General features: G+C 43.8%; 12 protein-coding genes. 6 read left to right on the top strand and 6 right to left on the bottom strand.

Annotation, left to right across the window (positions count from 1 at the left end):
* Positions 1–176: 176 nt before the first annotated feature.
* Positions 177–3,542 carry a DNA polymerase III subunit alpha gene (gene dnaE, locus UB32_RS09925; RefSeq protein WP_044393389.1) on the bottom strand — a complete coding sequence of 1,122 codons (3,366 nt, stop codon included), beginning with the start codon at positions 3,540–3,542 and terminating at the stop codon, positions 177–179.
* Positions 3,543–3,710: 168 nt separating this feature from the next.
* On the opposite strand from dnaE, the gene UB32_RS09920 reads away from it, so the two are divergent.
* Positions 3,711–4,040 carry a YtrH family sporulation protein gene (locus tag UB32_RS09920; RefSeq protein ID WP_044393387.1) on the top strand — a complete coding sequence of 110 codons (330 nt, stop codon included), beginning with the start codon at positions 3,711–3,713 and terminating at the stop codon, positions 4,038–4,040.
* A gap of 1 nt (position 4,041) precedes the next feature.
* Complete coding sequence (gene ytrI, locus UB32_RS09915) at positions 4,042–4,545, top strand: sporulation membrane protein YtrI (RefSeq protein WP_044393385.1); 504 nt, start codon at positions 4,042–4,044, stop codon at positions 4,543–4,545.
* A 61-nt stretch (positions 4,546–4,606) separates the two neighbouring features.
* Here the strand turns inward: ytrI and UB32_RS09910 are convergent, their stop codons facing one another.
* Entirely contained in the window at positions 4,607–5,542 is a 936-nt protein-coding gene (locus UB32_RS09910) for a DHH family phosphoesterase (RefSeq protein WP_044393383.1), read from the bottom strand.
* A 157-nt stretch (positions 5,543–5,699) separates the two neighbouring features.
* On the opposite strand from UB32_RS09910, the gene UB32_RS09905 reads away from it, so the two are divergent.
* Positions 5,700–6,002: a YtpI family protein gene (locus UB32_RS09905; protein ID WP_044393381.1), complete on the top strand. Its 303-nt coding sequence runs from the start codon at positions 5,700–5,702 to the stop codon at positions 6,000–6,002.
* A 39-nt stretch (positions 6,003–6,041) separates the two neighbouring features.
* Here the strand turns inward: UB32_RS09905 and UB32_RS09900 are convergent, their stop codons facing one another.
* The 3 genes from UB32_RS09900 to UB32_RS09890 form a co-directional block, all read right to left on the bottom strand.
* Positions 6,042–7,361, bottom strand: coding sequence for a CBS domain-containing protein (locus UB32_RS09900; RefSeq protein ID WP_044393379.1), 1,320 nt, complete (start codon positions 7,359–7,361; stop codon positions 6,042–6,044).
* A gap of 150 nt (positions 7,362–7,511) precedes the next feature.
* Entirely contained in the window at positions 7,512–7,760 is a 249-nt protein-coding gene (locus UB32_RS09895; protein ID WP_044393377.1) for a hypothetical protein, read from the bottom strand.
* Positions 7,761–7,864: 104 nt separating this feature from the next.
* Positions 7,865–8,545: a metal-dependent hydrolase gene (locus UB32_RS09890; protein ID WP_044393375.1), complete on the bottom strand. Its 681-nt coding sequence runs from the start codon at positions 8,543–8,545 to the stop codon at positions 7,865–7,867.
* 160 nt (positions 8,546–8,705) lie between these two features.
* On the opposite strand from UB32_RS09890, the gene UB32_RS09885 reads away from it, so the two are divergent.
* The 3 genes from UB32_RS09885 to UB32_RS09875 all read left to right on the top strand — a co-directional run bounded on the left by UB32_RS09885 (position 8,706) and on the right by UB32_RS09875 (position 11,063).
* A complete protein-coding gene (locus tag UB32_RS09885) occupies positions 8,706–9,803 on the top strand; it encodes a M24 family metallopeptidase (protein ID WP_044393373.1) in 1,098 nt (365 codons plus the stop codon).
* Between the two features lie 147 nt (positions 9,804–9,950).
* Complete coding sequence (gene deoC / locus UB32_RS09880) at positions 9,951–10,625, top strand: deoxyribose-phosphate aldolase (protein ID WP_044393371.1); 675 nt, start codon at positions 9,951–9,953, stop codon at positions 10,623–10,625.
* A gap of 30 nt (positions 10,626–10,655) precedes the next feature.
* Positions 10,656–11,063, top strand: a complete 408-nt coding sequence (locus UB32_RS09875) for a cytidine deaminase (RefSeq protein WP_044393369.1) — start codon at positions 10,656–10,658, stop codon at positions 11,061–11,063.
* Between the two features lie 94 nt (positions 11,064–11,157).
* Here the strand turns inward: UB32_RS09875 and UB32_RS09870 are convergent, their stop codons facing one another.
* Entirely contained in the window at positions 11,158–12,087 is a 930-nt protein-coding gene (locus tag UB32_RS09870; protein WP_044393367.1) for a manganese-dependent inorganic pyrophosphatase, read from the bottom strand.
* Between the last annotated feature and the right edge of the window lie 353 nt (positions 12,088–12,440).

Raw genomic sequence — 12,440 nt, 5'->3', positions numbered from 1 at the left:
ATCATTGCATTCATCCTATCCCGTACTACAGCTTGATTCTCTACGGTGAAAAATACGAGAGATCAACAGCAACAATATAGGCGAACAGCCTGATTATTTACGAACACTTCCTATTTTAGTGGTCTGACCACGCATCCTTTTCCAAATATAACACATCTGCTCTGCTTGATAAAGAACTAATTTTTCAGAATAACGTTCTGATTCCCCAAGACTTTCTTAAATTCGTTCACACTTCTCAGCTCTGTGCTCACATTGAATTCATTTGGTAACAGCACGGATTTCCCGGTCTCTTCGTTATACACAATAACCGGCACTGTCCCGTGATGTATTTTCAATAAAGCTTTCAGTTCATCTATTCGGTCGTTGCTGCCCGCTCCTTTTGCGATCCGCAAGTACAAAACCGTCTTTTCCTGCCCGTTTGGTGGTGCTGCTGCTGCTTCAAGATCAAGCACTTGATGCACGATAAATTGACTCCTCCCATCCCGTTCCTCAAACTTTCCTTCCAGCAGCAATATTCCTCCTTGTTTCAGAACATGTCCAAATTGCTTGTAAACTGCCGGGAATACAACCGCTTCTGTTTCACCGCTTGCGTCACTAAGAGTCAGGAAGGCCATTAATTCTCCTTTTTTTGTACGGATTTTCTTTTGTTCTGTTAGATAGACCCCGAGCCTTATTTTGTTTCCGGGGGCCTTCGATGCAATCTTTTTCACCCCGGCTTCCTCGAATTCTTTCTCATGGATGGAAACAGGATGCCTGGAGAGATATACACCGAGCACCTCTTTTTCAAGCCTGAGCCTGTCTTCTATTCGCATTGGGTCCACCTCGATATACTTTGGCTTCAAGGAGAATTCTGCTTCTGTAAACATATCGATCTGGCCGGAGTCATCGGGTGCTACTAGCTGTGCGTGTTCAATCGCCACATCAATGGTTGCTAAAAGGACGGCGCGATCCTTGCCAAATTCATCGAAAGCTCCAGAGTAGATTAGGACTTCCAGCACTTTTCTTGTTGCAGCCTTATGCGGCACACGAATGCAGAAGTCAAAGATATCCTTGAACTGCCCGTTTCTTCTCGCCAGGAATATTTCCTTGAGCGACGCGATTCCCAGCCCTTTGATTCCTGCCAGGCTGTATCGAACACTATCTCCTTCCGGCTCAAAGCCAAATGCGCTTTTATTGATAGATGGCGGCTTGAGCTTAATTTCCATTTGTTGCAGTTCCCTTGCATACTGGGCGATTTTTGCATCGTTGCCAATAGCAGATGTTAAAAGAGCCGCCATAAAGTAAAGCGGATAATGGGTTTTGAGGTAGGCCAGCTGATAGGTAATCATGCTGTACGCTACGGCATGACTGCGGTTGAAGCCATAATTTGCGAAACGGATGATCAGTTCATAGACAAGCTCCGCAGTCTGGTGATCGTACCCCTTCCTTAACGCGCCAGTCACAAAATGTTCCCGTTCGCTTGCAAGGACCTCCTTCTTTTTCTTGGATACCGCCCTTCGCAGCAAATCCGCTTCTCCGAGAGAGAAACCAGCCATCTTGGAGGCAATTTGAATAATTTGCTCCTGGTATACGATGACACCATATGTATTGCGCAAAATGGATTCAAGGTCCTGATGATAATAGTCGATCGGCTGTCTTCCGTGCTTGCGATCAATGAACAGTGGAATATTCTCCATTGGACCAGGACGATAAAGTGCATTGACGGCGACAATGTCTTCAAAGCGGGTTGGCGCAAGCCTTGTCAGCACTTTTCGCATTCCTTCAGATTCAAGCTGGAAAATTCCTGTCGTCTGTCCCCTGCCAAGCAATTGAAACGTTTCGGTATCTTCACCCGGAATATCCTGGACTCGAAGCTTTTGGCCTGTTTTCAGCCGGATCGAGCGAAGGATCGAATCAATTAATGTCAGATTCCGCAAACCAAGGAAATCCATTTTCAATAATCCCAATTCTTCCAGATGGTCCATTGAATATTGAGTCAGGAACACTTTCGACTGACCTGTTTGGATCGGTACAATATTGGTAAGCGGTTGTTCGCTTATGACAACTCCTGCAGCATGTGTGGACGTATGGCGCGGCAAGCCCTCTAGTTTCATTGCCGTTTCAAGAATTCGTTTATTTTTAGAAGTTTCTTTTATAAATTCCTTGAGCCCGTCTGATTCACTGATTGCATCCTTCAAAGTAATTCCCAATCGGGATGGAACTAGCCTGGAGAGCCGGTCGAGTTCCTTTGTATTCAAACCGAAAACGCGCCCTACATCCCTGACCGCTGCCTTGGCAGCAAGCGTACCAAAAGTAGCAATCTGTGCGACATGAAGTTCCCCGTATTTTGCCGCAACATATTCTATTACCTCATCCCGGCGATTATCAGGAAAGTCGATATCGATGTCGGGCATTGATATCCTCTCCGGATTTAGAAATCTTTCAAAGAGGAGATTATGTTCAATCGGATCCGCATCGGTAATGAACAGCACATAGGATACAATCGACCCGGCTGCCGAACCACGTCCAGGGCCGATCAAAATCCCCTTTTCCCTTGAATATTTAATAAAATCCCAGACAATCAGGAAGTAATCGCTGAAGTTCATTTTTTTAATGATCGATAGTTCATATTCAAGTCTTTCTACATGCTGCCGCGATGGTTTTCCGTACCGTTTTTCCAGTCCATGAAAACAAAGCTCCTCCAACATTTCATCAGCACTTTTTCCCGTAGTGACCGGAAATTTCGGCAAATGTCTCGTACCAAAGTCAAGCATCACATTGCACTCTTCAGCCATTTTTAAGGTGTTTTCCAAGGCTTCTGGATACTCTGATAACAGCTCAGTCATTTCTTTTGCTGTTTTCAAGTAAAATTCGCTGCTGCCAAGCTTTTCTCGACCATCATCTTGGAGTTTGTCCCCATTCTTGATCGCAAGCAGGCACTCGTGGGCAAAAGAATCCTCTTTTTCCAAATAATGCACCTGATTGGAAGCTGCCAATGGCGTATTGGTATCTGACCCTAGATCGTTCAGCTGTTTTATCAGCTCTCTCTGACCTGGGAGGCCATGGTCCTGTATCGCCAGATAAAAGTTTTCCTTCCCAAAAATTTGTTTATAAGAATCCACAGTAATTGCTGCTTTTTCTCTTTCTCCATTTGCCAAATAATATTCGATTTCACCGATTTTACCTGGTGTCATCGCAAATAGTCCGGCGGCATAATGCTTCAGCCACTTTATCGGAATTCCCGCGGGGGATTTTGTCTGAACAGCACTTGAAATTTTAATCAGATTCTGGAAGCCAAGATTGTTTTTCGCAAGGAGAACAAGCGGGAAGGATTCATTTTCCAAAGAGGAACTGACGACATCAACTGTTAAGCCCAACAATGGCTTAATCGAATGCTTCAGGCATTCTTTATAAAACGCAACCGATCCATACATCACATTATGATCGGTCAGTGCGAGTGCGGAAAAGCCTTTTGCCTTTGCATCGCGGACAAGCTGCTCGACAGTGGCGGTACTGGTGAGCAGGGTGAATGCACTATAGACATGGAGGTGAATAAACGGCATTTCTCTCACACCCTTTAAAGATAAGATTTATCTCATTCATTATAATCTTTTCAGGAAAAAAAGAAAATATGTTCTCCTTTGTTTTACGTAACTTTACACATATTGACGACGGATTGTCCATATAGTGAAGTACAAGCAAAAAATCGATTTAATACGAGGGTGAAAACAATGAACCAGCCATTTATTCCGGGGTTGTTTGAAGCATATTTCATTGCGCTAGGTGTTTTGCTTGGCGGCTCTTTAATCGGAGGATTGGCCTCTTTTTTAACAGGACAGCCGTTAATGACGGAAATCGCCCGCTTCTCCAGCTCGATCCGAATTTGGGCCATCATCGCGGCAATTGGTGGCACGTTTGATACAGTCTACAGCTTTGAAAAAGGACTTTTTCACGGGGAAACAAAGGATATTTTCAAACAGTTTCTATTGATCCTCACTGCCATAGGCGGCGCTCAGACTGGGGCTCTTCTTATTGACTGGCTGACACAGGAGCATATCTAACATGAGGATCCCTCCATATTATCGAAGACCAGAATGGCAGCGATTTTTTTCCGGTGCAGCAATTGGTGCACTCGTCAGCTGGATCTTATTTTTATATTTAAATGGTGAATGGATGGAAATCCACGCGAAAACGATCGAGAAGCAAAAAAAGGAAATCGCTGATTTGAAAAGTGACATTGAAATTTGGATGGAGGATTATGAAGAGTTAAACAAAAAAAACCAGGAAAAGTTAACCGTGCAGGAGATTAAAGTGAAAATTGTCAATGCGAAAAAGTATAAACAGTTAGATACCCTAAGCATCTACGAAATGGAAGAGGAAATGCAAGGCCAATTAAATATGCTTCTTGCAAAAGACCTCGATTCTGTTTTTCAAAGCCGGGAACTAATTACAAGAGTGATTGAAAACAAATCAATTGGAATCGGCGATAAACACTACAAACTGAAAATCAAGTCCATGGTCATTTATACTTCAGTAAGCATTTTGGTAGAAATTACTCTGGAATGAACTGGTTTTGGTTATTTTTTTTCAGTAAGAAAGGTGCGTTTCGAAGAGACGCACCTTTTTATCATTCTCTGCAGGCTTCGATAAGGTCTTCCAGGACACGGTCGACTTCATCCCATGAGTAGATCGATGCTCCAGCGGCGAGCGGATGACCGCCGCCATGATATTTTCTGGCAATCGTATTGATGACAGGGCCTTTAGAGCGGAGGCGCACACGAATTTGGTCCTCTTCTTCGATAAAGAACACCCATGCTTTTATTCCCGCTACATTGCCGAGTTCACTAACAAGCAACGATGCTTCTGAAGGCTTTACAGCATATTTGTTCAGCAATTCCTGTTTCATTTCAACCTTCGCTGCACCGTTTTCGAGCAGCTCAAAGTTTTGAAGGATGTATCCGTTGAGCTTCACCACATTCGGTGGAAGCTCATACATTCTGTCATATAGCTCTGTACGTGAAAAATTGTAATGGATCAATTCTCCGGCATAGGCAAATGTTTTATTGGTCGTGCTTGGATAAAGGAATCTGCCTGTGTCGCCGACAATTCCGGCATATAGCAATCTGGCCGCTTCATCAGACATCCTAAGTCCCCGATTCTTGAAAGTTAGAAAAAATTCATAAATCATTTCACTCGTAGAACTTGCAGAAGTATCCACCCACTGAAGATCCCCATATGGATCTTCATTCGGATGGTGGTCCATTTTCACAAGCTGTTCCCCTAGGCGATAACGCTCATCACAAATCCGCTCGGCATTTGCGGTGTCACAAACAATGACAAGAGCCCCTTTAAAAATTTCATCCTGCACGGAGTCTAGCCTCCTCAGGTAATGAAGGGAAGGTTCCTCTGCGCCAACGGTGTAAATATTCTTTTCTGGATAGGAGGTCTTCAAAATTTCCGCAAGTCCTCCCTGTGAACCATATGCATCAGGGTCTGGCCGGACGTGGCGGTGGATAATGATGGTCTGATAATTTTCAATTGCCTCAAATATTTTCTCTTTCATCAAAATGCTCCTTCACCTTTTTTCCTATCTCAATTATGAACATATTTTTTGGAAAAGAAAAGTATGAACATCTATTGGCAGATTTTCTCCTTATGATTGGCAATCTTCTTTGATAAGCTGTAAAATAAAATGGATTATTGAATTTGGAGGAATTGCAATGCCTTTGCTCGTATTATTAATCGTTCTTTCTTTCGTCTTTTATATCTTTTACAAGATTAAATATGTCCGCAGTAAAAGACCTGCTGAACGAAGCTGGCTTTCTGCAAAATCCAGCATTGCCCTTGGACTTTTCATTGCGTTATTCGGGATGAATCAGTTATTCCTGTTCCCGACGACTGTCACCTACATTGTTGGTTCGATCTTCATTGTCATCGGAATATTGAGTGTATGGGGCGGAATCAAAGCCTATAAATTCTACCTTCCACATGCCATTCAGGAAGCTAAGGAAAATTACCGTTAAAAAAACCGGATCCTGCCTTGGACCGGTTTTTTCATTCTATTAATGCCTGTCAATCAGCTGGCACATCATCATCGCCTTCCCAACTAACACATCTTCATTGAAGACTTCAATGTCGACCTTCCCAAACTTTCTCCCTACCTCGAGCACCTTCGGGTAGATTTCGATGACACTGTCCATTTGTACAGGCTTGATAAAATAGATCGTCATGTTTTCGACGACCAGATCTCCTTTTTTATACCCTCGCAGCACACGGTTGGCCGCTTCTGTTACGATGGTTGTAAAAACACCATAGGAAATCGTCCCGATGTGGTTCGTCATCTGCGGAGTCACCTGGCAGCGAAAACTGTCTGCATCCTTTGTTTTTCCTTTTGTCAGGACCATTTGGCTTGTCACCGTATCATCCAGCGTCTCTCCTACCTGCGGCTGGCGCTGTACCATCTGAAGCGCCTTCAACACGTCTTGTCTGCTGACGATGCCTTGAAGCTTGTTCCCGTCATCAACAACCGGCAATACCTCAATCCCTTCCCATACCATCATATGGGCAGATGAAGCAACACTTGTCAATCCGCTGACGGTCATCGGATTTTTCGTCATTATTTTCTCAATCAAGGTATCCTGTTCATGCCCCATGACATCCTTCGAGGTAATCATCCCGATCACTTTCATATTGTGATCAACGACAGGAAAACGGCTGTGCAGCGTTTCGTCCTTATGACGATACCAATCTGAAACAGTATCATTCGCTTTGAGAAAAACTGTTTCTCCTACCGGGGTAAGAATATCCTCAACAAGAATGATTTCTTTTTTGATCAGTTGATCATAAATAGCACGATTGATCATGGTTGCGACTGTGAAGGAATCATAACTGCTTGAGATAATTGGCAGCTGTAATTCATCTGCCAGCTTTTTGACATGGTCCAAAGCGTCAAAACCGCCTGTTACCAAGACAGCTGCTCCGGCTTTTAGCGCAAGCTCGTGCGCATTATCGCGGTTTCCGACGATCAGTAAATTTCCCGCACCTGTATAGCGCATCATCGCCTCCAGTTTCATGGCGCCAATGACAAATTTATTCAATGTTTTATGAAGACCAGCGCGGCCCCCGAGGACCTGCCCATCGACGATATTCACCACTTCTGCAAAGGTGAGCTTCTCGATGTTCTCTTTCTTTTTCCGTTCAATCCTGATGGTGCCGACACGTTCAATCGTGCTGACATATCCTTTGTTTTCCGCTTCCTTTATGGCTCTGTATGCTGTTCCTTCGCTTACGTTAAGCGCCTTGGCGATTTGGCGTACCGAAATTTTTTCCCCTATTGGCAATTCGTCTATATATTGAAGTATTTGTTCATGCTTAGTTGCCAAGACCTTCACCCTTTATGATATTTTTCCGTTCCATGCAGTTCTATCCATTCTTCATTATAAGGTTTTAAAGGGCTTGATTCAATTGTCTTAGGGTCCAAGAGTTAATTTTGAGGAACGATCCGGGTAAAAAAGAAATTTTTGTGAACGAACTCAGCCAGTGTAGGAACGTGATTTTCTTTTCTGAACGCTTTCCATTTTCTGGTTTCCTGTTCGGATCTTCCTTTGCGAAGCGTATAAAAAAGCGGACAGATTTCCGGCAAAAACTAGCAGCGCAAGAAACAGCCATGAGCCTGCAAATAGAGCTTCCGTTCCTCCCGCCTGTAGATTGAGCTCAGGCAATGCGATGTAAAGCATCACACCGCATAACAGCAAATACAATAAATAACGGTTATTCTTCATACTTCCCCTCCTAATAGGTTGTCTTACTACATATTTATGCTTACGGGTTCAAAAAAAGCAGCAAGAATCAGAAAGGCTGCACAAATTTTGTGCAGCCTTTCTGATTATAAATCGATTACTTCTCCTATCTCGAGGACTCTGCCTTGATTGTTTTTCAACAATCTCACAAATGCATGCGGATCCTGCTTGATTGGCGGGAATGTATTGAAGTGGATCGGTACCACTTGCTTTGCACCGAGGAATTCTGCTGCCAGTGCGGCATCCTCCGGTCCCATTGTAAAATTGTCGCCGATCGGTAAGAATGCAAGGTCAATTGGATGCCTCTTTCCAATTAACTTCATATCCGAAAATAGACCAGTGTCACCTGCGTGGTACACGGTTTTTCCTTCTGCCATGAACAGGATTCCCGCAGGCATGCCACCATAGATGATTTCATTGTTTTCAGTGATTATTCCGGTTCCATGAAAGGCCTGGGTCATTTTGACCTTACCAAACTCAAATTCATAAGCTCCGCCAATCGACATGCCATGGGTTCTTAAGTCCTTCCAGCTTAAATAGGTAGCTACTTCGAAATTAGCAATTACAAGCGAGTCATGTTTTTTCGCCAGTTCAACCGTATCTCCTAGATGGTCTCCATGTGCATGGGTGAGGATGATCACATCTGGTTTCACATCCTCCAGCTTCAGATCAGTCAAATGATTTCCTGTGATGAATGGATCAATCAAGATGGTTGTACCATTCGTTTCCATTTTTACAACAGAGTGGCCGTGATAAGAAACTTTCATAATCCTGCTCCTTCCAGTCTAGGCTTTTTCCCCCCTAATATTACCTAATTTCAACACCTTTTGGAAATGTCCTGCTTCGACAACCCCATCCGTTAAAAGTTTTACTTTTTCTCTAGTAATTGCTACTCTCAAAGTGTGTACCTATGGAGGAGGAATAGCTATGACAGAAAGATTGACCGCGTTAGCCGATTGGATGAAGGACAATGATGTTGATGTCACTTTTATCACATCTCCCGACAATGTATTTTATTTGAGCGGTTTTTTAAGCGATCCACACGAAAGGCTGCTGGCTGTTGTTGTGTTCCAGGATGCTGAACCTTTCATGATTTGCCCGGCAATGGATAGGGAAAACGCCAAAAACGCCGGATGGGAGCTAGAAATGATCGGTTACAGTGATACGGATGATTCAATGGAACTTTCCATCCATGCAATGAAAAAGCGTGTCCATGCATTGAAGAAAATGGCAATCGAGAAGGAACAGCTGAATGTCGAGCGTTATGAAAAGCTTGCCGGACTTTTAGGCAATGTTGCATTCGTTTCAGCAGAGGAAAAACTGCGCCGGATGCGAATGGTGAAAACAGAAACAGAATTGCAATTGATTCGAAAAGCATGTGAGCTGGCTGATTTTGCAATTGAGACAGGAGTCAGTGAAATCAAGGAAGGCAAAACCGAGCTGGAAGTTCTCGCTTCCATTGAGTATGAATTAAAGAAAAAAGGCGTTACAGAAATGTCCTTTTCAACAATGGTCCTTACTGGTAAAAATGCCGCAGCACCACATGGCACACCAGGGCTGACGAAAATCCAAAAGGGTGACCTCGTCTTGTTCGACCTTGGCGTCGTGGTTGATGGCTACTGCTCTGACATTACCAGGACCGTTGCCTACGGCGAAATCAAAAAACAACAGGAAGACATCTATCACACTGTGTTGAAAGCCCAATTGAAAGCTTTAGAAACTGCTCGTACCGGGGTATCCTGCTCAGAGGTTGACATTGCTGCACGGAAAGTAATCGAAGAAGCTGGATACGGCAACTACTTCCCGCACCGCCTCGGCCACGGACTCGGAGTCAGCGTCCACGAGTATCCATCCTTGACAGGCTCGAATCCTTTACTAATGGAAGCAGGGATGGTATTCACTGCTGAACCAGGAATTTATGTACCAGGTGTAGCGGGCGTAAGAATAGAGGATGATGTAGTCATCACCGAAGATGGAATCGAAATTTTAACGAAATACCCTAAGGATTTGGTATTTGTATCATAAACGAGGCAGGCAGTTTGTTGTTTCTACATATGTTTATTACGAAATTTACATATGTTCCCGCGCCTGATATATTATTCAAGTAAGTATCACACAATAACTTTGATAGAAAAAAGCGTCGATATTTTTACAGGAAAGGGTATGTTGAGCATGACGAATGATTTAGCGAGGATGATCGATCACACATCGCTTAAAGCAAATGCAACGGAAACAGAGATTGTAAAATTGGCAGAGGAGGCAAAGGAATATCAATTTGCTTCTGTATGTGTTAATCCTACATGGGTAAAGACGGCTGCTGAAATCCTGAAGGAGGCGGATGGAGTAAAAGTTTGCACCGTCATTGGCTTCCCGCTTGGAGCGACGACTTCTGAAACAAAAGCATTTGAAACGAAAAATGCGATTGAAAATGGGGCAACGGAAGTAGATATGGTCATCAATATTGGTGCTTTGAAGGATAAGCAGTATGACTTTGTTGAACAAGATATCAAAGCAGTTGTAGCCGCAGCGAAGGGCAAAGCATTGACTAAGGTAATTATCGAAACATGTCTGCTGACTGACGAGGAAAAAGAAATGGCTTGCAAGCTCTCTGTTCGTGCTGGGGCGGATTTCGTCAAGACCTCTACAGGCTTCTCAACCGGCGGAGCAACTGTGGAGGACATCCGTTTGATGAGAAAAATAGTCGGCCCAGAGATCGGCGTGAAGGCATCTGGTGGCGTGAGAAGCCTTGAAGATGCACAAAAAATGATCGAAGCTGGCGCAACAAGAATTGGCGCAAGCTCTGGAATTGCAATTGTTAACGGCTTATCATCAGACTCTTCATACTAAGCAACAAACAGACAATTGGGGGGCTGAGTGATGGATAAAAAAACGCTTATTAACCTAGCTATCGATGCAAGAAGCAAGGCATACGTTCCATACTCTAAGTTTCAGGTTGGGGCTGCGATTATTACAAGCAATGAGAAAGTGTATCTCGGCTGCAATATTGAAAATGCCTCTTTCGGACTGACAAATTGTGCCGAAAGAACTGCCATTTTCAAAGCCGTTTCTGAAGGAGACACCGAAATCAAGGCAATTGCAGTAGTTGCAGATACGCAAGGTCCGGTTTCGCCTTGCGGTGCCTGCCGCCAGGTTATTGCCGAATTTGCGACTAAGGATACGAAAATTTACCTATCAAACCTGAATGGTGATGTAAAGGAAACAACAATTGATGAAATCCTTCCAGGCTATTTCACCTCAAAGGATATGGAAAGGGCCGATCGGTAAGGCTGCAAGCGGAAATTGCTTGCAATGATTTCTTCCAAAAAAATCAAACAAAAAAAACCGTCCATGCGAGGACGGTTTTTTTTGTTTTGCGTTATTATTTTGCCAGTACGTTTGTCAGTACTGGCACAACCTGCTTCTTGCGGGAAACAATGCCTTTAAGTGTCGCAGTATTGTCTTTTAACGTAACACCGAAGGCTTCTTCGACTGCAGAAGCCATTTCCCCAATCGCAATCGCAGCAGAATCATTTGTTAAAATGTCCGTGATGACCAGCAAGAATAAATCAAGTTTCTTTTCAGTCACTTTCTTGATCAATGCATCCTCCAGTTCCACCCTGCGCAAGAGAACATCATCGACGTCCACCGTATTGACTTGAGCGATTTCAACCTTATGATCTCCCATCTGGAATTCCTTCGCATCAAGGGAAACTAACTCTTCAATGGTTTTGCTGCTAAGATCTGCGCCAGCCTTTAGCATTTCAAGACCGTATTTATCTGCATCCACCCCTGCTATTTCAGCCAGTTCACGAGCAGCTGCCACATCCTGATCTGTGCAGGTTGGAGATTTGAACAGTAAAGAATCGGAAATAATTGCAGACAGCATCAGTCCAGCAATATTCTCTTCAATTTCGATATTGTTTTCCTTGTATAACTTTTTCAGGATTGTCGCTGTGCATCCTACAGGCTCCACACGAAAATAAAGCGGATCGCTTGTCTCAAAATTGGCAACGCGATGATGGTCAATGACTTCTACTATTTGCACATTCGCAATATCCTCTGCGCTTTGCTGACGTTCATTATGGTCGACAAGAATGACCTTCTCCACTTCTTCAGAAACCCTGCCAGCAAGACGAGGCGCTTCCGCGTGGAAATAATCTAATGCAAATTGAGTTTCCCCATTGACTTGGCCTAGACGTACAGCTTCTGCATCGACACCTAGCTTTTGCTTTAAGTTTGCATACGCAATCGCCGAGCAGATTGTATCTGTATCAGGATTTTTATGCCCAAAAACAAGTACTTTTTCCAATCACGACACTCCTCAGGTTAAAATTTCACGGAAATTCTATCAGAGAACCCGTATCCAATAAATAATATACGCTAAAACCGAAAGATTTTAAACAGATTTGAGAAAAACCGGGCAAAAACCGCCCGGTCCTTTTTGGTTTGGCCGATCATCGATTTCCACTCCAGACACTCGCTTTCCGCGGGGCGACAGGTGAGCCTCCCCTTGCTTCGCTCAAACCTATTACGATCGCAACCGAGCCAATCACCATCCAAATAAGTAATTTCACCCCAAACCTGTAAAAATAATAGGGGTTTCTTGACAACTTTTCGCTCTACACCCTCAAACCTGTCAAAATAACGGGGCTTTCTTGACAA

Source organism: Mesobacillus subterraneus, from assembly GCF_000934845.1.
In the GTDB taxonomy this organism is placed as follows: domain Bacteria; phylum Bacillota; class Bacilli; order Bacillales; family Cytobacillaceae; genus Mesobacillus; species Mesobacillus stamsii.
This window is presented reverse-complemented; position numbering and strand designations above follow the sequence as displayed.

What these genes read in the sequence shown, in the direction of transcription:
- UB32_RS09920 (WP_044393387.1), top strand. Translation starts at nt 3,711, where the DNA reads ATGAACCAGCCATTTATTCCGGGGTTGTTTGAAGCATATTTCATTGCG.
- UB32_RS09890 (WP_044393375.1), bottom strand. Translation starts at nt 8,545, where the DNA reads ATGAAAGTTTCTTATCACGGCCACTCTGTTGTAAAAATGGAAACGAAT.
- UB32_RS09905 (WP_044393381.1), top strand. Translation starts at nt 5,700, where the DNA reads ATGCCTTTGCTCGTATTATTAATCGTTCTTTCTTTCGTCTTTTATATC.
- ytrI (WP_044393385.1), top strand. Translation starts at nt 4,042, where the DNA reads ATGAGGATCCCTCCATATTATCGAAGACCAGAATGGCAGCGATTTTTT.
- UB32_RS09910 (WP_044393383.1), bottom strand. Translation starts at nt 5,542, where the DNA reads ATGAAAGAGAAAATATTTGAGGCAATTGAAAATTATCAGACCATCATT.
- dnaE (WP_044393389.1), bottom strand. Translation starts at nt 3,542, where the DNA reads ATGCCGTTTATTCACCTCCATGTCTATAGTGCATTCACCCTGCTCACC.
- UB32_RS09875 (WP_044393369.1), top strand. Translation starts at nt 10,656, where the DNA reads ATGGATAAAAAAACGCTTATTAACCTAGCTATCGATGCAAGAAGCAAG.
- deoC (WP_044393371.1), top strand. Translation starts at nt 9,951, where the DNA reads ATGACGAATGATTTAGCGAGGATGATCGATCACACATCGCTTAAAGCA.
- UB32_RS09895 (WP_044393377.1), bottom strand. Translation starts at nt 7,760, where the DNA reads ATGAAGAATAACCGTTATTTATTGTATTTGCTGTTATGCGGTGTGATG.
- UB32_RS09885 (WP_044393373.1), top strand. Translation starts at nt 8,706, where the DNA reads ATGACAGAAAGATTGACCGCGTTAGCCGATTGGATGAAGGACAATGAT.